This is a genomic window from Sporosarcina cascadiensis, from assembly GCF_009650995.1.
Taxonomy (GTDB): Bacteria; Bacillota; Bacilli; order Bacillales_A; family Planococcaceae; genus Sporosarcina; species Sporosarcina cascadiensis.
This window is the reverse complement of record NZ_WHVV01000011.1, coordinates 21721-44534: the sequence shown is the minus strand read 5'-3', so window position 1 is coordinate 44534 and position 22814 is coordinate 21721. Positions and strand designations below refer to the sequence as shown.

Below are 22814 nucleotides of genomic sequence, written 5' to 3'. Positions count from 1 at the left end.
GAATAATTATGAAGGAACAAGGAACCGCAGGCACAAAGAAATATTGGAATGCTTTTTATAAACAAAATGTGAACTTACCCAAATCGTCATTTTGTTCTAAAGTACAAGAAACTTTAACTTCAGAATCATTTGTTGTAGATATTGGATGTGGGTCGGGTAGAGATACTTTTGCATTCGCTTCTAGCGGTGTAGACGCGATTGGTATAGATGGATCTGAAGAAGCAATAGGTTTAAATAAATCTAAAGCTGAGGAGTTACTTTTATCAAGTAAAGTTTCTTTCATTGCTCTAGATTTGTGCAAATCAAGTGATTTGAGGAATTTATTTGAGGAATTAAAAAACCAGGGTATAGAGAAACAAAAACATTTAGTTCTATATCTTCGTTTCTTACTACATGCGATAGATGATAAAACAGAAAAAACTTTACTGGAAACTATTTCTGATGTCTTTCCACAAGGAACTAAATTTGCAGCTGAATTCCGTACAAAAGAAGACGAACAGCTCAATAAAATATATGATAATCACTATAGACGTTTTGTAGACACCGATCAACTCATACCAGACTTAGAATCTAAGGGTTTTGAAATAAATAGTTTTTGTAAGGGTACCGGATTGTCTATTTACAAAGGGGAAGACCCTTTTTTAGCACGTGTATTTGCTACAAAGCTTTAAAACCGACTATACTGTAATCAAATTATGTAATATATACTCGATTAGACACTAACCAAATTATTAATCTTTACAAAGTTAATAAGCCTGCCAACAATTTTAATCTGTTGGTGGGTGCCCAGCTTATCCAACTTTTCGTTAATCTCCGCTGTCGGTTTAGATATCTTAATGGAAGCAGGCAAATACACCGTTGTTCTCTTGGCAATCGGCCGCAGAGGCAATTCAACTGCTGCATTTCTGTCCATTGCGTCTTGCATCCAGAGTGAGGTGAGTTGCAGAAAGTATATAATCTGAAATTGATCATATAAAATCAATCAGTTTTGGCCATCGGTTGTGAATTGCAGTCTGCATTTATGAAAGAGCAGAGCAATCATCTGCCGGCTTTCCTCTGCAGAAAAACTTTCCGTCGATAAGATGATTTTTGTCATTTTCCCGTTTACTATTTTCAAATGGCCGTCATCCTGGTACCACCAGGACAGCGCTTCTTCGGTTAGATATCATTCAGGAAATGAAATAGCACTCTTTCTTTGCCGTCAGGATACCATATCGGGTAAAGGTCCGTAATCCGTTCATGAGTCCTGGATTGAACTACATAACATTCTGAAAATCCTTTTGCTAACCGCGCGTCGATGCATTTCTTATAGGCTGGCGGAGACAACGGCACAAAGTCCTTCAGTTGCTCATAGCAATACGCCGACCAGCCAAGATCCTCAATCCGATGAATAAACTGAAACCTCGGTTTTCGATTTGCCTGTTTGGTGATACAGCCATCCCCGAGAAGCTTCCCGCAAATACGGGAATAGTATGCTTTGTTTTCTTCCACTATTACTCGCTCCCTTTGATAGAACGTCTATTCCTATTATCTTATAATATCTGAATGATTCCTACTATTCCATCCGGCAGTCAGTCTGGTAGATAATTGGTTTTATCTGCCGATATAAAAGATAAGATTATCAGAAGAGGAGGCGGCAGCCATGCACGAAGAACAGCGTGAAAATGAACTGGAATTCTTGAAACAGCAGCTAGAGCACATAAAGCAGCAGGACCGCATACTTGCCGAGATTGAGATGAGGCTGCATAAGATGAAAAGAATTGCGGAGTATGCGGCGGGGCATCGGCTGTCACGTGAAGAGGGTGTGGAAGAGCATCAGGCGGCGATTCGGTCTTTGGAGGGGTATTTGGATTGATGGAGCAATAGCAGCGATCGAGCTGAAGCAGAATGCCTGTCCCTATTTCAAACAGTGTTAGGTGACGGAGTTGAATCGTTCCTGATTCGGAGTGAATTTAAGACCAGTGATACAGATATCGCTATAGAAATGATGGGGAAAGTGAAAAGCGATATCTGGATGCAAGCCAATCAGTTGGTGTTGGTGTAAGCGAATTTAATCCGCAAGGGATATTGGAATTGTTGAAGTGACTGTTTTTGGTGTGCCTGTGTGCTAAACTATCAAGTCCGTTTAACCAAGAATAGACACAATTTACTGGAAACGTTATGATAAAGGGAGATGTCAGGTATTCGTGCTTGTTAAGACCAAGGAGGTTCATGCCATGATTAACCCGAATGACCCCGTACCGTTACATGTCCAAATTCGTCAGAGTGTCGAGAGAAAGATTAAAAATGGAACGTTCTTTCGTGAAAGGTACCAGGTCTCCACACAATTCAAGCAAAGTTTGCTGATTAAAATCATTTTATCTCTTCAAAACAATAAGTCACCAGCTGCCTAACAATAGATAATCCAGTTTGCTGCCGGATTTCTGCTGAAACTTCGCGATGAGCTTCAGAGATTACATCATTATAAGCGGCAAACTGTTTTTCTATTCTCACAAAATTAACCTAGGATACCAGGTCCTCATACACTTAAGAACAATTCAGAACTATATCGGGACCTGGTACCCGACACTAATGATCACCCACGCCAATTATTGAAACTCGCGGGATTGACACGTAGGGAAAATTCTTCGGGACAGCACAAAGGACAGAAGCGGATTTCTAAAAGAGGAAGAAGCCAGCTGCGTGCATTGCTCTTCCGTGTCATAATACCGATGATCCGGCACAACAAGGTTTTTCAACAACTGCACGAGTATTATACGACGAGACAAGTAGAATCCATTGCGCAAAAAACATTCCATCGTGGTTCTCTGAGGACAACTACTCAAGGTACTACACACACTCTGTACAAAGCACGCTTTTGACTTCGAGCAAATAATGGGGGATATTCCCACGTCCGTAAGAGCTGCCTAAGCGTTACATTCTTAGTGAATGACTAGAAAATCGGAAGACACGGAGAAGCCGACATTATATTTTCCATTCGGCCTATGAGTCGCCAAAGGAGCTTCGCCAGCCTCCGCCTTATGACTAGATCGAACGAAGGAATGTGGGCGCCTCGACGCCAAGAGACATGGGAGGATACGTCATCATAAGCTATGCGGAGATCTATAGTACAACGTATATTGTAGCATCATCGAAACCAGTATTATCCGGCGATGACCTCGTAGCGCACTTAGTAATATCTGAATATTCAAATACTATATTATCATTATTTATCAGCATGTCGAAAGTATTTTTTTGGGACCCTGACAACAGATCAAATCTTTGGTACATCAACATTTATAGAGGGAGGATTAGGCTTTGAATAAATTGGACAGTAACTTAATGTTACATGGAATTCATTTAAGAGAAAATAAACATACAGAAAAAAATCTGGTGTTAAGTCATCATCATCAAGTTTATCAGATTCTGTACGTGTTAGAAAATAAAGGTGAAATTAAATTTGGAGATGAAAATCAGGAGTTTACCCAGGATAATTTGGCGTTTATAACTCCTTATTCCGACCATTCGATTTTGGCAAAGTCCAAGCTAACAGTACTCATTCTTGAATTTGATTTAGACAAGCTTGACTCAGAGTTTCAAAAGATAATAGATGAATTTAACTTTAATGAAACTAAACTGATTCAATTAAATCTGATTGAAGCTGGAGAAATAAAACAACTACTTAGGAAAATGCTTTATGAGCAATCGCAAAGCCAACCGATTAACTGGTTAGCCATGAAAATATTTCTCTCTGAATTATTGCTCATTCTACTAAGGTCAAAGAAAGAATCGAAAATAAAAGATGCGAATGTCCTACGAGCAGAACGATTACGTAAATATATAGATACCCATTATTATGAAGTAATCAACCCTAGTAATATTGCTACAAGGATTGGGTTAAGTGCGCGGCATATGAATTCTATTTTTAAAGAAGAGTATGAGATTACACCAATGCAATATTTAAGCATGGTTAGGGTGGAAGTTGCTAAAAAATTATTGATTGAAACAAATAATGATATTGCCTCTATCTGCTTTGAAATTGGATTTGAATCACTATCTACCTTTTATAGGTTATTTAAAAGTTTTACAAACTTCTCGCCAAATAACTTTCGAATTGCCTTTCAAATTTCTAACAGTGAAGTGGATGTAATTCATAACTAGATAAAATTGAAAATTAAAATAGTTTCTGAAATTGGGAATAATAATCCACCATTACTAAGACTCCTGAGTACAAGCGGGTTACTATTAGGTTAAGAAATACAAAACAACTCAGGAGGTAATAGTTATGGCTATACAAAACGTTGGTATTATTATGAACGGTGTAACAGGACGTATGGGAACAAATCAACACTTAATCCGCTCTATTGTTGCGATGCGCGAGCAGGGTGGAATTAAGCTTTCAAATGGGGATATTATTATGCCAGACCCGATACTGGTTGGTAGACGCGCGGATCGATTACAAGAGTTAGTGAAAACACATAATTTATCACGCTGGAGCACGAATCTGGAGGAAGTATTGGCAGATGACTATAACCAAATTTACTTTGACTCTCAAACAACTGTCAGGAGAGCCGAAGGAATTCGTCAGGCAATAGAAGCAGGAAAACATATCTATTGTGAAAAACCAACTGCAACAAGTTTAGAAGAGTCGCTAGAACTAGCTAGCCTTGCGAAAGCAGCTGGAGTGAAAAATGGAGTTGTACAGGATAAATTATACTTACCAGGTCTTTTAAAATTACAGCAACTAATTGATTCAGGCTTCTTTGGGGAAATATTAAGTGTCCGAATGGAATTTGGATATTGGGTATTTGAAGGGGATTTGCAGGAAGGTCAACGTCCATCGTGGAACTACCGTAAAGAAGATGGCGGCGGAATTATTGTAGATATGTTCGCACATTGGCGTTATGTTATCCATCATTTATTTGGGCAGATTAAATCTGTGTCTTGCATAGGGGCGACTCATATTAAAGAACGAGTAGATGAAAACGGTGAAACATATCAAGCTACAGCAGATGATGCTGCGTACGGTACATTTGAACTGGAGAATGGAATTATTGTTCAAGCGAACTCTTCATGGGCTGTCCGCGTAAATCGTGATGATCTTTTAACGATTACAGTGGATGGTACAGAAGGAAGTGCAGTTGCTGGCTTACGAGATTGCAAGGTACAACATCGTGCAAACACTCCTAGAGCAACGTGGAACCCTGATATTGCTAATCCATTTGATTTTGAATCACAATGGCAGGAAGTACCTGAAAATGAATACTTTGATAATGCGTTTAAAGTGCAATGGGAAATGTTCTTAAAACATGTAGTAGCTGATGAACCTTATGATTTAGATTTACTTGAGGGGGCAAAAGGAACACAACTGTCTGAGCTGGCACTACAATCCTGGAAAGAAAAACGCTGGGTGGATGTACCCGAGTTAAAGGTCGCATTGAAGGTGTAAGGGGGGATTCGAGTTGGTTAAATCTTTAAAACTGCCGAAAAAAGGCGGAGAGCTATATATTTACACGCCACAAGAAGCTGTTTCCTTCGGAACTCAAGGGGGGAAATTCAAAAAAAGGATTGTGTATTCAGCGGCACATGTGGTTGCTAATCCATTTGCGGCTACAGATCCGATTAATAATAGTCAAATAGATTGGGATGCGACCATGCAGTATCGTCATCATTTATGGGCACATGGATTGGGAGTAGCAGAAGCAATGGATACAGCTCAGCGTGGCATGGGATTGAACTGGAATCATGCGCAGGAGTTAATTAGTCGCTCCATTAAAGAGGCTAAGTCTGTCAATGGGCTGATTGCCTGTGGTGCGGGTACCGATCATTTACTACCAAGCGCAGCACTGTCGCTAGAAGAAGTAGAAGCTGCTTATGAAGAGCAATGTGCATTTGTTGAGAATGAGGGCGGGAAAATTATTTTAATGGCAAGCCGCGCATTAGCAGCATGTGCTAAAAAATCAGAGGATTATGAAATGGTTTACGGGAATATTTTAAACAAAGTTTCCCGTCCCGTTATTTTACACTGGCTTGGTGATATGTTTGATCCGGCGTTAAAAGGCTACTGGGGGCATGAAGATATCGATAAGGCAATGGAAGTTTGCTTACGTGTCATCAAAGAAAACGAATCTAAAATTGATGGCATAAAAATTTCATTGCTTGATGATCGGCGGGAAATCGAAATGAGACGCCTGCTACCTGAAAGCGTTAAAATGTATACTGGTGATGACTTCAACTATCCCGAACTGATAAAGGGGGATGATCAGGGGCATAGTCATGCACTACTTGGAATATTTGATGCAATAGCACCTGCCGCAGCTGCAGCTATGCATGCATTAGATGCGAATGACCTTGAAAGCTATCATTCTATCCTCGACAAAACGGTGCCGCTGGCTCGCCATATTTTCGAAGCGCCAACGTATGCCTATAAAACAGGTGTTGTATTTATGGCTTATTTAAATGGTCATCAATCTCATTTTCGCATGGTTGGTGGAGCAGAAGGGCATCGCTCGATCATCCACTTATCAGAACTATTTGTCATGGCTGATGAGGCAGGGCTGTTAGTCAATCCAGATCTTGCCGTAGACCGAATGAAAACTGTCTTAGCACAAGCAGGGATTTATTGAGTATTAAATGGATTCCATGTGGAAGTTTCTTCCACATGGATGTCTGTTTACAGATGAAGTAAATGATGGGGGTTAAAAAATGACTGAAGCTAGTCCATTGCTAAAAAATCTTAGCTTAAATCAGATAACTACAGAAAATTGGAGTTTAAAAGAAGCTGTTGCTGGTTGTGTGAAGGCAGAAATACCGTGGATATCATTATGGCGTCATAAAATTGAAGAAATCGGTCTTGCTGAAAGTAAAAAAATCATCACAGATTCAGGAGTGAAGCTTTCTAGTTTATGCCGTGGCGGTATGTTCCCTGCTGCTACAGCGGAATTGCGACAAAAGAATTTAGACGATAATCGCCGAGCTGTAGAGGAAGCAGCTGAATTAGGAACAGACGTCTTGGTATTGGTTTGTGGACCAGCGCCTGATCGCGACATTGACACGTCCCGTAAATGGGTGGAAGAAGGAATTGAACAGCTGGTTCCATTTGCGCAATCCTACGGTATTAAATTAGGCATCGAACCGCTTCATCCAATGTATGCTGCCGACCGTTCCGTTGTCGTGACACTAGATCAAGCGAATACAATGGCTGAAAAATACAATGCGGATCAGGTTGGTGTTGTCGTAGATGTATTTCATGTATGGTGGGATCCAGATTTATATAATCAAATATCCCGTGCAAAAGGCCGCATTTTAGGATTTCATGTTTCGGACTGGGCTGTACCAATTACAGATACGTTTAAAGCCCGTCATATGATGGGAGACGGAGTAATTGAAATCCGCCGCATCAGACAAGCAGTTGAACAGGCAGGGTATTATGGGCCGATTGAAGTGGAAATAATGAATCAAGCACTTTGGGATCAGCCCGGAGATGATGTACTTTCTTTAATAAAGAATCGTTATGTAGAATATGTATAATGGTTGTGTATGCAAGAGAATAGTACTTTCTATTCTCTTTTCTGCTTATTCATATTTCCTTAGCGTACATACGAATAGGTAGTTTATCAATTGATAAAGTGAATTCCTTCCTTCGCTTTGGGTATAGGGGGAAGCCTCTCGTGCTAAGCTAAGCTGAGACGCTGTCAGTTTGTCAACTAACTGATTACTTTCGCACTCAGCTTTTTATTATTTGTAAGCGCTACCAACCCTTTGTTTAATTAATGCAATACGTAAAAAAGGAGCAATATATGAATATCGTGATTGCACCAGACTCATTTAAAGGAAGTTTAGACTCTATACAAGCATCTGAAATAATGAAAAAAGCCATATTGGATGTTAATGTAAAACATACCGTTACTATGAATCCTATGGCGGATGGAGGGGAGGGTACGATTGATGCATTGATGGCATCGACTAAAGGCGAAATGATTTCATTGGAATGTACAGGTCCTTTAGGAGAGAGAATAAACACAAACTACGCAATCGTTAATTCAAAAACTGCAATTATTGAGTATGCAAATATTGCTGGACTAATGCAAGTTCCTATCGATGAAAGAAATCCCGATTTTACAACTTCTTTTGGTTTAGGTGAGGTTATTCTTGCCGCCTTAGACAGGGGCTGTACATCATTTGTAATAGGACTTGGTGGTAGTGCAACGAATGATGGAGGACTTGGCATGTTCCTAGCTTTAGGAATGAAGGCATGGAATGAAGATGGAGTCGAGGTTGGTCCGTATGGCATAAGTCTACAGAATATTAGGAAGGTTATATTTGCTGGGGTGGATCCAAGGTTGGCAGAAGTTACAATCAAAGTGGCATGTGATGTGGATAATCCACTTTGTGGAAAACGTGGTGCGAGTGAAGTTTACGGACCACAAAAAGGAGCTTCAAAGGAACAAGTACAGAAATATGACCAATCATTATATAACTTTGGAAATATTATCGAATCGACAATAGATAAAAAGCTAAAAGATGTGCCAGGAGCTGGTGCTGCTGGCGGAGTTGGTTTTGCACTGCTTGCAATAGGTGCACATCTCGTTTCTGGTGCAGAGTTAATCGCAGATGCAATAAATTTAGAAGAAGCAATTCAGCAGGCAGACTTAGTAATCACGGGCGAGGGACAAAGTGATGAGCAGACTTTGTACGGTAAGGCACCTGGTTATATTGCGTCACTTGCAGATAAACACAAGGTACCCGCTATTTTAATATCAGGTAGCCTTGCCGGGAATTTGGAAATATTAAGACAGAGATTTTCAGGTTGTTTTTCAATCGTTAACAAACCATTATCTCTTGGAGAATGTATGGATCAAGCAGAAAACTTATTATATGAACAAACGAAACAGGTAATACATTTAGTAGATTCCTTTCGAATAACAACTAGCTTACTAAAGTAGCTGTTAGTATGAACAGAAAAGTTATAGGTATTTTATTGGCTAGGCGGCTAGGCATAAAAAATCATACGCGAATGCAAAAAAAGGGGGATTTATCTTGAAAGGGAAATTAATATCTCATTTGGTCATTAGTCTAGTACTCTTATTGTTTATTGCGGGCTGCAGTGATAAAGATCAAAAGGTTAGTGGAGAAACGAATGAAAAGTATGTAATAAAGTTTGCCCACGTCGTAAATCCTACTACAGCAAAAGGAAAGGCTGCAGAAAAGTTCAAGGAATTAATTGAAGAGCGAACAGACGGTCAAATTACTGTAGAAGTCTTTCCAGATTCGCAGTTAGGTAGTGATCGGGAGATACTAGAGCAAATGCAATCAGGTGCAATACAAATGAATGCTCCATTTACAGGAGTTCTTCCGTCTTTTTCCAAAGAGTATGAGGTATTTGATTTACCATACTTGTTTGAAGATCGGGATCATGCATATGAAGCGACCAATGGTGAACTAGGTTCAATGTTGGGGGAAAAGTTAAAATCTCAAGGATTACATGTGCTAGGATTTTGGGATGGTGGTTTTAAACATTTAACAAATTCGGTGCGTCCAATTGAAACACCAAAGGACATGAGTGGTTTGAAGATTAGAACATCGCAGAGTCCATTGCTCATCACTCAATTCAAGGCCGTAAATGCTTCAGGTGTTTCCATTGACTTTGCGGAACTTTATACAGCATTACAAACGGGGACAGCAGACGGTCAAGAAAATCCATTATCAAATGTAATTAGTAAAAGATTTTATGAAGTTCAAGATTATATTACTTTAAGTGAGCATGGGTATATGGGCTATGTTCTAACAATTAGCGATAAGTTTTATCAAGATCTTCCGGATAATTTAAAATCTGATGTAGATGAAGTGGCTAAAGAAGTAACTGAGTGGCAGTGGAAGGATTCAATTGCAGATGAGGAAGGATACATGAAAACATTAAAAGAATCAGGAATCGAAATTACGGAGCTAACAACAGAACAAAAACAAGCATTCAGAGTTGCAATGGAAGAAGCTTATGACGTATTTGCAAAAATAGAAGGAAGTGAAGAGCTCCTTGAAGCTGCAATGAAACAGTAGTCATTATATAAAAATATGGGGCGATAAATTCGCCCTAACTTTAATATCTCGTGGGGGGGTACTATGGGGAAGTTAAACAAGTTTTTAAACCGCATAGAAGAATACTTAGCAGTTTCGACCATGCTTGGCTCATCATTACTGATATTTATTCAGGTAGTGCTGAGATATGTATTTAATGAATCCTTATTTTGGTCAGAAGAAGCAGCAAGGTATTTAATTATTTGGTGTATTTTTATAGGCAGCAGTATCGCCGTTAGAGAAAAAGGACATGCAACTGTGGATGCAATTGTAGTTATCCTACCAACGAAGTTAAAAAAGCTCTTTTTTATCTTGGCTAATTTAGCTGGTCTCGCCTTTTGCATTATTCTTATTTGGTCAGGGACACTCGTCGTATTAAATGTACTGGATTATGGTAACGTAACTCCATCCTTAGGAATTTCTATGGCGGTTCCTTACTTAGCTGTGCCAGTAGGTGGAGCATTGATGTTTTATCGGTTTTTACAAATATTAATTGACGATATTAAAGATCTTAAAACGGATAATAGACTGAACGTACCACTAGAAGGGGGAGGGGCTGATAAATGATTATTATTTTTCTTGCAGTACTTCTATTAATTGGAGCCCCTATTGCCGTGTCTATTGGTTTATCCGGTTTTTATGCATTGGTGCAAAATGGAATATCCATTGATGTTTTTGCAAGAACTTTGTTCGCTGGTGTAGATTCCTTTTCATTAATGGCAATTCCTTTCTTTATCTACGCTGGTGATTTAATGCTAGCAGGAGGAATTTCAAAGAGGTTAATTGATTTTGCAAAGAGATTAGTAGGAAGGATTACTGGTGGTTTACCAATTGCGGGAGTTATGTCATCGATGATTTTCGCCGCAATATCTGGTTCTAGTCCAGCAACTGTGGCAGCAATTGGCGGTATAATGATTCCTTCCTTAAATGAGGCCCAGTATCCAAAAAGATTTACCTTAGGTCTAATGTCGGCTGCAGGTACTCTCGGAATCATTATTCCACCTAGTATTACACTGTTAGTCTATGGCGGAGCCGCAGAAGTTTCCATTAGTGATTTATTTATAGCGGGAATAATTCCAGGTATTTTTATTGGAATAGTTTTGATGATTGCAAGTTATATTGTTGCTAAAAGAGCAGGTATTAAATCAGAAGAAACAGTGAGTTTCGTGGAGTTGTGGCATTCATTTAGAAAGGCAGTTTGGGGACTTGTACTGCCAATTATTATTCTGGGTGGTATATATACTGGGATATTTACACCGACAGAAGCTGCAGGCGTTGCTATCGTGTATAGTATGTTAATTGGTGCATTTATATATAAAGAATTAAATTTAAAAAATCTAATTCAAATTACAATAAAATCTGTAGTTACTTCTGCAATGATCATGCTAATTATAGCTTCAGCAAATATTTTTAGTTGGTACTTAACCTATCAGCAAATACCAGCAAAACTTGCTTCTGTAATACTTGGATTTGCGGATACTCAATTAATGTTTCTATTAATGGTAACGGTCATCTTGCTAATTGCTGGAATGTTTCTCGACGCAAGTGCGGCAGTATTAATATTTACACCACTCTTTTTACCAATTACCATGGAACTTGGAATTGACCCTGTTCATTTTGGAGTTATTATGATAGTTAATCTTGCGATCGGTATGATAACGCCACCATTTGGATTAAATTTATATGTAGCTGCGGGAATTAGTAAGATGCCAATTATGGAAGTAATAAAAGGAGTTTTACCGTTTATTATTATCTTGATTATGGCGTTATTTGTAATTATGTTTGTGCCACAGCTATCGTTATTTTTGGTTAAATGATAACTATTTTAACATGCCTGTTGATTAACTATATTTTGGTGGTCACCTTCTTGCCTCTTCTTTCAAGCGATAGCTGGAATATATGAAAATGGTTAGTTGGCAAATTGTTCTCTTTTTTAGACAAAGCAAGGTGCTCATCTTATTCAACTTTTCACTAATCGCAGCTGTCGGTTTAGAGGTCTTAATAGAAGCGGGAAAACAAACGGTTGTTCCCGTAGCAATCAACCGCGAAGGAAATTCAACTGCTGATTTCCAAAACAGTTCCTAGTGTCTAAGCTCTCTTATTTTATAGACAATTGACTAATATGCCCTGTCTAACAAATTTGCAGACATTCCCCGATTGGCAGTATTTTTCTCTATTTGAAGTAATCAGAAGCTCAATTTCTTTTCTTCTTAATTATAAACTTTGACTCTATTGACGGTATAACATTTAGATACGGAGCAATTATTTGATTCATTTACCGTTTTATGGCCGCCGTAATACGTAGGTGAGAAACTGACACACTGGTATAGCAAACTTAAACAACCACCTGCTTTAGCGAGGCCGCTGAAAAAGTCCATTTAAAGAAGAAAAGCGACTGTGCGAACGGAAGTCCCGTCGCACAGTTGCTTTTTTATTCTCCTTATCTAATATCCATTGAATAATTGGGAAAACGAATTTGCGTGCCTGTGCACAAAACAATCGTGTCTGTTTAAACATTCACGTAAGTTCAAACAAACGTGAATAAGTGAACTTTCATGTTAGTTTTGTGCACAGGCAATAAAAGGTAATATTGAAGGGAGGGGGCGAAAAGGATACAATGTGAAAATATTAGGTACTTACTATCACTTTTGAATGTTATACTAGTTCATAAGAATTGAATGGTAACTATGACATGAGATATAGGAGTGGGTGAGATGAGAGTTTTTTGAAAGATTGCTTCAGGAGTGAATACGATGGGCGGAGGCATTGTGAAAACCGAGGTTCATTTAACAGGAACCGCAGTTGGTAAAAAGTTTCCTGAGACGGGTAAATACATAAAAGAGGTAGGAGATACAGTTGTTCATTCCTCTCAAACTGTTATTAAAAACACGGCACACTTTGCGGATGGCGCGGTAACTGGTGCGTATGGTGCCGTGAAAAAGGACGAGGACAAGCTTGCAGAAGGCTGGGATGATGTGAAATCAGCTGCATCCAGTACTGCGAAAGGCATGGTAGGAGGCGTAGTATTCACTGGTAAGAGTATTGGACAGACCGTAACAGGAGTCATGCGTCAAGACCGCGAACAGTGGGTGGATGGTTTAAAAAATGTGGGAAAAGTGACGGCTGTTATGGCAACTGGCGTTGGTGTGCTTGATTTTGCAGGTGTGTTGGATACAGATGTAGCAGAAGCCGCTGAATTAGAGACGCGTAATATGGCGCTTGACGGAGGCAGCCATGAAGTAACAGGAGTGCCGTTTGCGACGAATACCGTAGATTACGAAAACGGCTCCTATGAAGGCGTCTTCCCTGTATTTGATTCGGCTTTCGACATGCAGTTACCAGAAGATACTCTCCATCATTCAGATACTGTTCATATCGGTATTGCCAACATGTCACTATATGAGGCGATTCAAAACGATCCTTCTCTGGCAGTTGATCTGGGGTTTGATGCCAATGAGGTGGAAAATCTCAAGTCTTCCGTGACTCCGGAAGGTTACGACTGGCATCATCATGAAGAGCCTGGCCGAATGCAGCTTGTTAATGAAGAAGAACATGGAATGACCGGGCATACAGGGGGCCGAAATCTTTGGGGTGGCGGAACTGTTGCACGATAAGTGTTTTATAGATAGCTGTACACTAATCAGATGAAAAGTTATAAAGTACTCGAGCCAAGAAATTGCGCAGAGTACTTTTTTATATATTCATTTCTATCACTCTCTTAAAGCCAAGACACTTTAAAAATATCTCAAATCTTCCAATACAATGAAAGTATTATAGTGTTTTAGTGTATAATTAGAGTATTGAAACAGGTGCATAATTGCCCAGGAATAGTGGGGGATGAAATGAGTAATTTGGAACAAATGTACCTGGTCCCCACACAATTCTCACACAATACACTGATCAAAATCATAAATCTTTCTCAAAACAATAAGTCACCAACTGACTAACAGATAATCCGGTCTGCTGTCGGATCACAGCTAAAACTCTGCGATGCGCTTCAGAGATCACAATTTGATAAGTAGCAGTATCAACAACGACTGTTGGCACTTGCTGAAATATATTAAAAAAGATTAGTTGGCAAACTGTTTTCTTTTCAGCACAAAGCAATACGCTCAGCTTATCCAACTTTTCATTAATCTCCGCTGTCGTTTTAGAAATCTTTGATTTTGGCGTGCCTGTGCGTGAAACAAACGTATTTGCTTACACATTCACAAAAGTTCAAGCAAACGTGAATAAGTGAACTTTCGTGTTTGTTTTGTGCACAGCTATATTTCTTAGAAATAAAGCGAAGGCGCCAGAACCTCATACAAGGTACAAACACAATTTAACCTGCAAAAAACTGTAATTAAAAACTACATATTGATAGCATACATGCTACTATAAAGGGAATACTATAATGAAGAGGAAATCAATATGACTAAACTTCCGTTATATAAAGTTATCTCTGTTGGAAATGTACAGAAATTCGAAGATTTATTGCTTAAAGAAGCAGAACAAGAAAAAAGAGTAGGAAAACCAGGACCGTGGTTAAAAGCTTTGACAACCTACGCAAGACAACATGAAGTTATCAGTCAGGAACCTCACCCTGATTACACAATTCCACCGGGTGAACAAGTGTTCAAAATTATTGAGAAGAATAGTGGGCGGTCGGATTTATACAGATGGGGTTTTCAAGGAGGCGCTACTGGCAACCATCGCATTATATACGCTATTCATAACTTTTCACAAGTGATTTTGCTTCATTACTTTAATAAAGACTATAATGGAGCAATAAAGTCTGCTGACATTGTGCCCGCTGAAAAATGTTATGAAGAGTATTGTGCCATAGATCCAAGTTTATACTAAGGAGGTTTTATTCATGGATGACTTTTATAAAAGATTTTCTGACGTGGTTGGAGAAGATCATGCTATAAAGACGAGGAAAGAAGGACAGATAGCAGTACAGTTGAGAAGGGAAAGGAAAAAAAGAAACCTTTCACAACAGGAATTAGCGGATTTAGCCAGATTACCCAAATCAACAATCGGAAGAATTGAGGCGGGTTTGACAAGTCCGAAAACAGATACATTAGCTCAGTTAGCAAAAACCTTAAACACGTCTTTTACTATTGGTAAAGCGAGTGAAGATGATAAAAACTTATACATTAAATCATAAATTGAAAACGTTTTGGAAATAGGACACCAGACCCTTGCACAATAAATTACTTGGAAATCTAAGTGAATTTATTGCATCAACAGACCGTAATCGAGGTGGATGGCCGCTCGCTTGTTGTGTAGACGGCAGCAAACACCTATTTTACATCTGCCGCGCTGCTGCTTTTGAGTGCGGCAGATAGTGTTTAACATAGAGAAAATTCGCGGAAAGGAATTCATTGTATATCATTTTCTTGTGAAAGTTTCAGAAGCTTTTCGTCGTGGGCAGCCAATTTGCTGAGGGTGAAGTTACTGGTTCTCTGGGTGTCTGACAAGTCTAAGCGGATACCGTCAACTTTTATTTCCAATCGATCAAAACGCTGATCCATTTGTTCAAAACGTCGATCAATTTGTTCGAATCGCTGATCGATTTGTTCGAAACGAGAATCGAACTTCTGTTCCATTTCTTCTAACTTCTGATCTGTACGTTCACCGTGAAGCTGAATAGCATGTAAAATTTCTTTCAGGATTGTTTCTTGTTCCAATTTAATCACCTCCCTTAATTAGAATAGTACTAGCAATGGTCTGGAAAAACAAGTCTCGTGTTGAGTGCCAATGCATGGAACAATCGTGTTAGTTTCGAATGCTTGTCACCATACAAATTATCACGATTGACGGCTCTATTTACTCCTAATCTTTAGGGCTGATGTAAAAGGAGGATGTAAGTTTTCTTGCTTTCTCCATGTGTAGTTCACAATAATATTGGTAATCATTACGAAAGGTACCAGGTCTACACACAATTAGTCAGTCACAATCATGTTTGTTTAAACATTCAAGAAAGTTCAAACAAACATGAAAAATCGAACTTTCACGTTTGTTTTTTGCACAGGCACCTTTGATTAAAGGAATACATAATGAAAAAGTGATTCACCTATGGTAAGTTGGAATTAATTACGCATAGGGGTGAGCTGATGAATCTGGAAAACTTTGAGCAGCATATCAATGACACGATTTTAGATAGAGGGCATGGATACTATATGGAAGATCTGGCTGAGCAGACGGATTGCATTGATGGTGAATACCGATTTCGTGTCTCCGGAAGCGACTTGTATGAAGTAATCGTCACGCTGGATGCGGACGGTGAGATACTTTCTTCGTACTGTGATTGCCCGTATACATATGGACGGGTCTGTAAACATGAAGCGGCGGTGTATTTTGAACTGGCTGATCTGTTCGACAGCGCTGATCCGAATAAAGAGAAGCAGGAAGCGCTGGCAGACGTACTGGATCAATTAACGAAAAATCAGCTGATCGAATTGATTGAGGACCTCGCCCGTCAAGATGACCATGTGAAGAATCGTATTTTAATTAAATATTCAAAAGTGGATGCTGCGCAGGAACGTCAGCGTTTTGCTGAGTGGATTCATTTGATTGTGCATAAGAATCAAGGGCGCAGAGGATTTATTGAGTATGGAGAGACGAGTCGGTTTGTCAGGGAACTGGATGAATGTCTAGTGGAAGTGGGGGAGTGTACGGATGAAGTTCTGGCGCTCGATCTGGCTTTTCTGCTGCTGAATGAAGCGGTGAAGGCATTTCAGTACGCGGATGATTCAGACGGAGATATCGGTATGCTGGCTGATGAAGTGGCGGAGTTGATTGAGAAAATTGTGGTAGAAGCATTGGAGGCGGGTTCGGCGCAGCGTCAGATGCTGTTTGATAAACTATTGCTGCAATGCGATCATCCCGTGTATAAAGATTGGGAGGAGTACCGGGGTGCTTTGCTGAGAATCGGCATTCATTTTACGGATGACAAAGAGTACAGGGAAGCGCTGCAGGATAAGATTCGGACTTTAATTGAGGAGACGGATTCTGACCGTTCTTTGCGTTACTATTATGAAGGATTGCACAGGCTATTGTATGAAATCATTGAACGGAATGGCAGTGCGAATGAGGTGGTACAATTTTTAGAGGAGTATCACTATATTTCATTATTTAGGGAACTGTTGATTGAGAAATATCTGGAAAATGAAGAATACCGCCGCGCTATTCAGCTGGCAGCTGCAGGTGAGCAGGCTGATCAGGAATTTGCAGGACTAGTGACGAAATGGAAGAAGTTTCGGTATGCCGGTTATAAGGGGCTTACTCTGCGGGAGGAACAAGCTGTTTTGGCGAAGGAATTATTCCTTGACGGTGATTTTGATTTCTATCAGGAATTAAAGATGCTGTCTGTTGATTCGAAACAATCTTACGAACAATTAAAGCAAGAGTTGAAAGCAAAGGGAAACTGGAGAGCGAAGGGTTTGTACAGGCAGCTGATTGAAGAAGAACATGACACGGCTGAACTGTTGGAATTTGTGAGGGAGAATCCGGAGGCAGTCGAAACCTATGCAAAGGATTTGATCGGGCTGCATGAGTATGAAATTTTGAAGATTTATAAGGAATACATACACGGGATTGCGAACCGTTCATCGAATCGCAAAGGTTATCAGCATGTGTGCGGAATTATTCGGCGTTATGGCAAGCTTGCGGGAAAACAGATGGAGCTGGCAGTTGTGGATGAGCTGAGAAACAGATTTGCGAGGAAACCGGCGTTTATGAATGAATTGGGGAAGTTTTTGTAAAGTGCCTGTGCACGAAACAATCATGTTTATTTAAACATTCATGAAAGTTTAAACAAACGTGAATAAGTAAATTTTCACGTTTGTTTTGCGCACAGGCACCGTTTTTAATCTGGCGCTACGGCAAGCTTGTGGAAAAACAGCTGCAGCAGGAGATTGTGGAAGAGCTTCGGAACAGTTATCGAGGAAAACCTGCTTTTGTGGATGAATTGGGGAAGGTTTAGATGTGAAAACACTGCTTCAAAACGCCCTGTATCGTTTTTGAAGCGGTGTCTTATTATTGAGTAAGCGTATTGCATCCCAACCCTGAATTTTGACCACGGTTGATTTTCATGCGTGATTAAAGCTGCCGGTTCCCCGCACAATTAAAGATTAATAAAAAAATAAATCTTCACACCTAAATGAATCTCTAAAAGATCCTAACCTAACTAGTCCTACTTCCTCTTCACAGTACATATATTTGATGAACTGAAAGAAAAGAGGAGAGCGACTTGGAAAAAAGGACAGACCATGTTGATTTGATTTTGACAACAGCAGGATTGGGTTTGGTAAGCCTGCTATTGTTGGTTGCGGATAAACTATTGGAGCCTATTAAAGGCAAAGATATCTGCGGGCTTGAGGAAGACATGTTTCGAGGCTTACTTCAACTGGAAAATGTAGAACATCTCTACAATCCATTTATTCATTTATTTATCCCGCTGGTGCTTGTCATCCTTTCATTTGTTCTCTCGGTTATCGTATGTATTTCTTTGTGCAAATCCATGCGAACCTATGACGATTCTTTATTGGCTATAATTCTTAAAAGTCTATTCATTGTAATATTCTTGTTCCTGATAGTCGTGACCGGTCGTGTGGCGTGGATTTTGATGGGCCTGTGAAAAGGCATGCAAAACAATTCAGACACGATTTGGAATTGTATACAATGTTTAGCTGTTATAAGCGACAAACTTAATCAACAGCAAAATGGCTGCCTTTCAACTAAGAGGGCAGCTAAATCACGTATGCTCCTTCTATCTCATTCCTCAATCAGTAACTTTCTGCCGCTTTGCGTAAAAAACTGAATTCTTTCCATGAATGAATCTCATAAGTCGGTTGGACGGCCGTGTTGTTCACGCGGCCGTCCGGGTTAAACCAGCAAGTATCAATGCCGGCATTGATGCCTCCCTGTATGTCTGATGTCAGCGAATCGCCGATCATCAGTACGCGGGAAGGGTCCGTGATGCCGAGCTTTTTAAATGTATAGTCGAAGATTTCAGGCTGCGGTTTCTTGAAGCCTGTTTCTTCGGAGCAGATGATGGCCTCGAATGTATTATGCAGCGGGGAGCCGGCGATGCGGGCGAGCTGGGCGAGTGTGAAGCCGTTCGTTAAAATAGCCAACCGGTACTCTGCCAGTCCTGCAAGCATTTCCGGTACGCCGTCGATGACATGTGATTCGCGTCCCAAGTTTTCAATATATAGATCCCCGAAATCCTGTGCGTCCATAGTCAGATCATGCTGCTCGAATAACCGCCGGAAACGTTCTACTTTCAACTCCTCAAGCGTTATGCGTCCTTGTTCAAGATCATCCCAAATGACCGAGCTGATGGCATGGTAGCTGGCGCGGTACTTTGCCAAGCCGTCCGGCAGACCGAAAGAGGTAAATGTATTGCCGAGCGCATGCTTCTCCGTCTCACCAAAATCAAACAGCGTATCGTCCAAATCAAATAAAAATAACTCATATGACATAAAGAAAGACTCCTTTTTTCTGCAGTTATTACTAGTATAACATGGGAAAGGCCCGGTTACTAAATCTTATACTGCGACTTTATGACCTCCCATTTCTTCTAATGATTTGACAGAATTGCATTTCATATTACCCATGTCTTGAGAATTTATAAATTATACCGATATAGGAATATGAAATGAAGTTTAAGGGGGCGCATCATGCAGTCAATTGAGGAGTTAGTATTAAAAGATACTTTGAAAAAGAACAAAGTAATGGCGATTACGATGGGCATCACTCTGTTTGTTGCGGTTATGCAGGCTATTGCGTTTAATGACACAGGAACTGTTATTTTATACAGTCTTGATTTTTTAGGCGTGGTTGGATTTTATTTTCTGTTTTCCAAGTTATTCAATAAGCCGAAATGGTATGCTTACACGGCTATTTTCAATGTGTTTACGTTTGCTTTAATTGGAACTATTTTATTCGACGGGGGCATGAAAGCGGTTATCATCAGCATTTTCCTTGCTATCTTCTCAGCAGTTCAGTTGAAGCTGCAGCCGTTTCTTTTCGGTTATGCGTATGGCCTGATCTTGCTGATCGTCAACCGGATGACAAGCGCTGACAAAATGGTTGTGGAACTGTTCAGCTATGCTTTTTTACTGTACTTGCTGCTTGGGTTCATGTTCATCACTATTATGCGGCTGACGACCGGGCAATTCAGACAGGTTGCAGCTTTTACGCAGGAGTTCGCGGACGATGCAAAAAGGCAGGAGAACGAAAAAGCGGCTTTGGAAAAGAATTCATTGGAAATTATCGAAAATATTTCAGGAATGAATGTGCGCATTCAGCAAAATATGACGTCACAGGACAATATGGCGTCTGTCGTGGAGGAGATGGCGGAGGGCAGTCAGTCGCAGGCTGGTCAGATTTCAACCATTGCGCAAAATACGGTGTCCATGAAAGACGGCATGACTTCTTTATTCAATTTAGCAAATGAATTGAAAAGGGAATCAGGCAAAGCGAACGGAGTGGCAGGGGAAGGCAAAGAGCAAATCGACGTCCTGTCAGCTGATATGATAATGCTGAAGGAGAATATTGCCCAGTTGCATGAGACCTACCTCTCGTTATCCAATAAGTTGAACGAGACGAATGAATTCGCCGCCATCATCAAAGGGATCACAGAACAGACGAATCTGCTTGCGCTCAATGCGTCAATAGAAGCCGCGCGGGCCGGGGAAGCAGGCAAAGGATTCGCAGTCGTCGCGGACGAAATCAGGAAATTGGCAGACGTGACGAATAAAACAACCGAAAAAATCACAGCCAACTTGTCAGAGCTGAACGACAGCAATCGCATCGCTTTCCAAAAAATGACGGAGAGCAGTGAAAAGATTGAACAAAATGCGCTGACGACGGAACAGGTATCCGATCAGATTCTAAAGATCGCTTCGACACTTGAGCATCTGGATGAAGGCCTGGTCCAGTTTTCATCCTCATCCACTGAAATGATTGAGCAGTCAACGGAAATCGAAGACTCCACAAATAATTTTGCGGCAATTTACGAAGAGACGTCCGCTAACTTGCAGGAAATGAGCAAAATCATCGACAATCTGACTGCTGATAGCCGGATTGTGGCAGAAGAGATGGACAGTACGGCCCGGAAGGTTACTTCGTTGTAATTAGGAAGAGAATATTAGGGTTTTCCAACAAAGGTACATGGTTTTCACCCAGTTTAGAGTGCTTTTCGCAAGTTGGGACACCTATTCATCATAGAAGGATACCAATACCTGAACAATTACTATTTATTTAGAACATTATCAACGAACAAGAATCCGCAAACGACTTCTCAGCTGCAGATTCTTGTTCGTTTTAATAAGTCATTTTACTTAATACACGGCTTACGTTGTTTCCGAAAAAACATACAAAATTACATGATTTGTAGAGTATAATTGTCTTCGGTCACTTCTTCAATAATCTTAATTTGACCATTGGTATGTTCTTTCGCGGCTTGACCAATTTTATAAATAATATGAAAATTGAAAAAATGAGCACGCTTCCTGCATAGAGAGTGTGTTTAAAATTTCTGTTGTGTTACGATCAACATTAAATGTCTAAAATATGCTGAAGCTTCATACTTTTTCATACACACACTCTCCACCAATATAAGTCCTCTCCACAATAGACCTCAAATCAAAGGGATCTCCATTCCAGATAACAAAATCCGCATCTTTTCCACATTCAATCGAACCCACTTGATCCGCTATCCCTAAATGTTTTGCTGCATTTAAGGTGATCGTCTGCAATGCCTTCTCTTCTGTTAATCCATTTTTAATCGCAAGGATAGCACTTGTCATTAAATGTTCGATACCTACGACGGGATGATCTGTTGTTAGTGAAATTGAAATGTTTGCTTCATCAAGTGCACGCACAGTTTCCCAAGTTTGTTCGGCTAATTCAAACTTTGGCCGGGTGGACATGGTGGGACCGACTGCTACCGGGATATTGCTACCGGCCAGCAGGTCTGTGACTAGATGTCCTTCTGTTCCATGTTCAATTGAGACTTCGATTTGGAATTCTTTTTGGATTCGTAGAACAGTCGCGATGTCGTCAGCTCTGTGTGCATGGACGCGTAGAGGAATTTCACGATGTAATACTTTTACGATATGATCTAGTCCAAGATTTGGAGGGCATTTTCCTGCCTTTCGTTGTGCAGCATAATAATCTGCCTTTAGGAACTGTTCGCGCAGTCGGGCTGCGATGCCCATTCTCGTCTGGACTGTTTGGCGATGATACGCTTTTGGATTTTCTCCCATAGCTGCCTTGAGTCCGGATGGGTTTCTGACAATGCATTTGTCGACGACGGTTCCGGCTGTTTTGATGACGACCATTTCCCCGCCAATGATGTTTGCACTTCCCGGCATGACTTGGACTGTTGTAACGCCAGCGCGGCGGGCGTCTTCGAAACCGCTGTCCCTCATTGTGATGGCATCGATTGTGTTCACTTCAGGAGTTGTATCTGAACTGGATTCATTGAAATCATGCCCGGCTTCGCCTACGCCTTGTTGATTGATGCCGAGATGTGTATGGACGTCGATGAGCCCTGGTGTAATCACTTTTCCTTTTGCATCGATTACAGTATTTTCGAGTTGCGATTCCTCAAACGGTTCTGCAAACTTGCCCTCCACAATGGCAATCGTTTCTATGGATGGAGTCCCAAAGCCTTTATAGACGAGTGCATTCTTAACAAGCAGCATTGTCTATTCCTCCTTTTTTATTGTATGAATTTCATTTTAAACGACTAGGAGCGAATA

At 40.4% G+C, this 22814-nt stretch carries 24 protein-coding genes and 1 pseudogene; 18 read left to right on the top strand and 7 right to left on the bottom strand.

Features of this window, described 5'->3' with window-relative positions:
- Window positions 1-8: 8 nt before the first annotated feature.
- Window positions 9-671, top strand: coding sequence for a class I SAM-dependent methyltransferase (locus GDZ68_RS12535; protein ID WP_153722646.1), 663 nt, complete (start codon window positions 9-11; stop codon window positions 669-671).
- Window positions 672-712: 41 nt separating this feature from the next.
- Here GDZ68_RS12535 and GDZ68_RS12530 read toward each other — a convergent pair whose 3' ends face one another.
- The 3 genes from GDZ68_RS12530 to GDZ68_RS12520 all read right to left on the bottom strand — a co-directional run bounded on the left by GDZ68_RS12530 (window position 713) and on the right by GDZ68_RS12520 (window position 1491).
- Window positions 713-913: a hypothetical protein gene (locus GDZ68_RS12530; protein ID WP_153722645.1), complete on the bottom strand. Its 201-nt coding sequence runs from the start codon at window positions 911-913 to the stop codon at window positions 713-715.
- A 69-nt stretch (window positions 914-982) separates the two neighbouring features.
- Window positions 983-1117, bottom strand: coding sequence for a hypothetical protein (locus tag GDZ68_RS18315; RefSeq protein ID WP_255425146.1), 135 nt, complete (start codon window positions 1115-1117; stop codon window positions 983-985).
- Window positions 1118-1158: 41 nt separating this feature from the next.
- Complete coding sequence (locus tag GDZ68_RS12520) at window positions 1159-1491, bottom strand: hypothetical protein (protein WP_194841151.1); 333 nt, start codon at window positions 1489-1491, stop codon at window positions 1159-1161.
- Window positions 1492-1642: 151 nt separating this feature from the next.
- Between GDZ68_RS12520 and GDZ68_RS12515 the strand changes: the two genes are divergently transcribed.
- The 12 genes and pseudogenes from GDZ68_RS12515 (at window position 1643) to GDZ68_RS12460 (ending at window position 13667) form a co-directional block, all read left to right on the top strand.
- The gene (locus tag GDZ68_RS12515) at window positions 1643-1855 is read left to right on the top strand and encodes a hypothetical protein (RefSeq protein WP_153722642.1); all 213 of its coding nucleotides are present in this window, start codon (window positions 1643-1645) and stop codon (window positions 1853-1855) included.
- 361 nt (window positions 1856-2216) lie between these two features.
- Window positions 2217-2393, top strand: a complete 177-nt coding sequence (locus tag GDZ68_RS12510) for a hypothetical protein (RefSeq protein WP_153722641.1) — start codon at window positions 2217-2219, stop codon at window positions 2391-2393.
- A gap of 186 nt (window positions 2394-2579) precedes the next feature.
- Window positions 2580-2910 (top strand): annotated as a pseudogene (locus GDZ68_RS12505) (transposase); the annotation flags it as partial.
- Between the two features lie 387 nt (window positions 2911-3297).
- A complete protein-coding gene (locus tag GDZ68_RS12500) occupies window positions 3298-4140 on the top strand; it encodes an AraC family transcriptional regulator (protein ID WP_228551094.1) in 843 nt (280 codons plus the stop codon).
- A gap of 124 nt (window positions 4141-4264) precedes the next feature.
- Window positions 4265-5428 carry a Gfo/Idh/MocA family protein gene (locus GDZ68_RS12495; RefSeq protein ID WP_153722640.1) on the top strand — a complete coding sequence of 388 codons (1164 nt, stop codon included), beginning with the start codon at window positions 4265-4267 and terminating at the stop codon, window positions 5426-5428.
- Window positions 5429-5441: 13 nt separating this feature from the next.
- Window positions 5442-6605, top strand: a complete 1164-nt coding sequence (locus GDZ68_RS12490) for a dihydrodipicolinate synthase family protein (protein ID WP_153722639.1) — start codon at window positions 5442-5444, stop codon at window positions 6603-6605.
- Between the two features lie 79 nt (window positions 6606-6684).
- Window positions 6685-7509, top strand: a complete 825-nt coding sequence (locus GDZ68_RS12485) for a sugar phosphate isomerase/epimerase family protein (protein ID WP_153722638.1) — start codon at window positions 6685-6687, stop codon at window positions 7507-7509.
- A 269-nt stretch (window positions 7510-7778) separates the two neighbouring features.
- Entirely contained in the window at window positions 7779-8924 is a 1146-nt protein-coding gene (locus GDZ68_RS12480) for a glycerate kinase (RefSeq protein WP_153722637.1), read from the top strand.
- A gap of 94 nt (window positions 8925-9018) precedes the next feature.
- Window positions 9019-10035: a TRAP transporter substrate-binding protein gene (locus GDZ68_RS12475; protein WP_153722636.1), complete on the top strand. Its 1017-nt coding sequence runs from the start codon at window positions 9019-9021 to the stop codon at window positions 10033-10035.
- Between the two features lie 63 nt (window positions 10036-10098).
- Entirely contained in the window at window positions 10099-10620 is a 522-nt protein-coding gene (locus tag GDZ68_RS12470; RefSeq protein ID WP_153722635.1) for a TRAP transporter small permease, read from the top strand.
- Window positions 10617-11870 (top strand): TRAP transporter large permease, encoded by a 1254-nt coding sequence (locus GDZ68_RS12465; protein ID WP_153722634.1) that lies wholly within the window; start codon window positions 10617-10619, stop codon window positions 11868-11870. Before GDZ68_RS12470 ends, GDZ68_RS12465 begins: the two co-directional genes overlap by 4 nt.
- Window positions 11871-12806: 936 nt before the next feature.
- Window positions 12807-13667, top strand: coding sequence for an HNH endonuclease (locus tag GDZ68_RS12460; RefSeq protein ID WP_153722633.1), 861 nt, complete (start codon window positions 12807-12809; stop codon window positions 13665-13667).
- Window positions 13668-13959: 292 nt separating this feature from the next.
- On the opposite strand, the gene GDZ68_RS12455 is transcribed toward GDZ68_RS12460, so the two are convergent.
- Complete coding sequence (locus tag GDZ68_RS12455; protein WP_153722632.1) at window positions 13960-14178, bottom strand: hypothetical protein; 219 nt, start codon at window positions 14176-14178, stop codon at window positions 13960-13962.
- A 288-nt stretch (window positions 14179-14466) separates the two neighbouring features.
- On the opposite strand from GDZ68_RS12455, the gene GDZ68_RS12450 reads away from it, so the two are divergent.
- Window positions 14467-14898 (top strand): hypothetical protein, encoded by a 432-nt coding sequence (locus GDZ68_RS12450; protein ID WP_153722631.1) that lies wholly within the window; start codon window positions 14467-14469, stop codon window positions 14896-14898.
- 13 nt (window positions 14899-14911) lie between these two features.
- Window positions 14912-15205, top strand: coding sequence for a helix-turn-helix domain-containing protein (locus tag GDZ68_RS12445; RefSeq protein ID WP_153722630.1), 294 nt, complete (start codon window positions 14912-14914; stop codon window positions 15203-15205).
- Between the two features lie 214 nt (window positions 15206-15419).
- On the opposite strand, the gene GDZ68_RS12440 is transcribed toward GDZ68_RS12445, so the two are convergent.
- Window positions 15420-15728 carry a hypothetical protein gene (locus GDZ68_RS12440; protein WP_153722629.1) on the bottom strand — a complete coding sequence of 103 codons (309 nt, stop codon included), beginning with the start codon at window positions 15726-15728 and terminating at the stop codon, window positions 15420-15422.
- 426 nt (window positions 15729-16154) lie between these two features.
- Between GDZ68_RS12440 and GDZ68_RS12435 the strand changes: the two genes are divergently transcribed.
- Window positions 16155-17804 (top strand): SWIM zinc finger family protein, encoded by a 1650-nt coding sequence (locus tag GDZ68_RS12435; RefSeq protein ID WP_153722628.1) that lies wholly within the window; start codon window positions 16155-16157, stop codon window positions 17802-17804.
- Between the two features lie 488 nt (window positions 17805-18292).
- A complete protein-coding gene (locus GDZ68_RS12430; protein ID WP_153722627.1) occupies window positions 18293-18679 on the top strand; it encodes a hypothetical protein in 387 nt (128 codons plus the stop codon).
- 148 nt (window positions 18680-18827) lie between these two features.
- On the opposite strand, the gene GDZ68_RS12425 is transcribed toward GDZ68_RS12430, so the two are convergent.
- Complete coding sequence (locus GDZ68_RS12425; protein ID WP_153722626.1) at window positions 18828-19526, bottom strand: YjjG family noncanonical pyrimidine nucleotidase; 699 nt, start codon at window positions 19524-19526, stop codon at window positions 18828-18830.
- Between the two features lie 198 nt (window positions 19527-19724).
- Here GDZ68_RS12425 and GDZ68_RS12420 point away from each other — a divergent pair, with 198 nt between their 5' ends.
- Window positions 19725-21182, top strand: a complete 1458-nt coding sequence (locus GDZ68_RS12420) for a methyl-accepting chemotaxis protein (RefSeq protein ID WP_153722625.1) — start codon at window positions 19725-19727, stop codon at window positions 21180-21182.
- A 450-nt stretch (window positions 21183-21632) separates the two neighbouring features.
- Here the strand turns inward: GDZ68_RS12420 and GDZ68_RS12415 are convergent, their stop codons facing one another.
- A complete protein-coding gene (locus GDZ68_RS12415; RefSeq protein WP_153722624.1) occupies window positions 21633-22757 on the bottom strand; it encodes an amidohydrolase in 1125 nt (374 codons plus the stop codon).
- Between the last annotated feature and the right edge of the window lie 57 nt (window positions 22758-22814).

What these genes read in the sequence shown, in the direction of transcription:
- GDZ68_RS12535 (WP_153722646.1), top strand. Translation starts at nt 9, where the DNA reads ATGAAGGAACAAGGAACCGCAGGCACAAAGAAATATTGGAATGCTTTT.
- GDZ68_RS12530 (WP_153722645.1), bottom strand. Translation starts at nt 913, where the DNA reads ATGGACAGAAATGCAGCAGTTGAATTGCCTCTGCGGCCGATTGCCAAG.
- GDZ68_RS12515 (WP_153722642.1), top strand. Translation starts at nt 1,643, where the DNA reads ATGCACGAAGAACAGCGTGAAAATGAACTGGAATTCTTGAAACAGCAG.
- GDZ68_RS12510 (WP_153722641.1), top strand. Translation starts at nt 2,217, where the DNA reads ATGATTAACCCGAATGACCCCGTACCGTTACATGTCCAAATTCGTCAG.
- GDZ68_RS12495 (WP_153722640.1), top strand. Translation starts at nt 4,265, where the DNA reads ATGGCTATACAAAACGTTGGTATTATTATGAACGGTGTAACAGGACGT.
- GDZ68_RS12485 (WP_153722638.1), top strand. Translation starts at nt 6,685, where the DNA reads ATGACTGAAGCTAGTCCATTGCTAAAAAATCTTAGCTTAAATCAGATA.
- GDZ68_RS12480 (WP_153722637.1), top strand. Translation starts at nt 7,779, where the DNA reads ATGAATATCGTGATTGCACCAGACTCATTTAAAGGAAGTTTAGACTCT.
- GDZ68_RS12470 (WP_153722635.1), top strand. Translation starts at nt 10,099, where the DNA reads ATGGGGAAGTTAAACAAGTTTTTAAACCGCATAGAAGAATACTTAGCA.
- GDZ68_RS12465 (WP_153722634.1), top strand. Translation starts at nt 10,617, where the DNA reads ATGATTATTATTTTTCTTGCAGTACTTCTATTAATTGGAGCCCCTATT.
- GDZ68_RS12460 (WP_153722633.1), top strand. Translation starts at nt 12,807, where the DNA reads ATGGGCGGAGGCATTGTGAAAACCGAGGTTCATTTAACAGGAACCGCA.
- GDZ68_RS12450 (WP_153722631.1), top strand. Translation starts at nt 14,467, where the DNA reads ATGACTAAACTTCCGTTATATAAAGTTATCTCTGTTGGAAATGTACAG.
- GDZ68_RS12445 (WP_153722630.1), top strand. Translation starts at nt 14,912, where the DNA reads ATGGATGACTTTTATAAAAGATTTTCTGACGTGGTTGGAGAAGATCAT.
- GDZ68_RS12435 (WP_153722628.1), top strand. Translation starts at nt 16,155, where the DNA reads ATGAATCTGGAAAACTTTGAGCAGCATATCAATGACACGATTTTAGAT.
- GDZ68_RS12425 (WP_153722626.1), bottom strand. Translation starts at nt 19,526, where the DNA reads ATGTCATATGAGTTATTTTTATTTGATTTGGACGATACGCTGTTTGAT.
- GDZ68_RS12420 (WP_153722625.1), top strand. Translation starts at nt 19,725, where the DNA reads ATGCAGTCAATTGAGGAGTTAGTATTAAAAGATACTTTGAAAAAGAAC.
- GDZ68_RS12415 (WP_153722624.1), bottom strand. Translation starts at nt 22,757, where the DNA reads ATGCTGCTTGTTAAGAATGCACTCGTCTATAAAGGCTTTGGGACTCCA.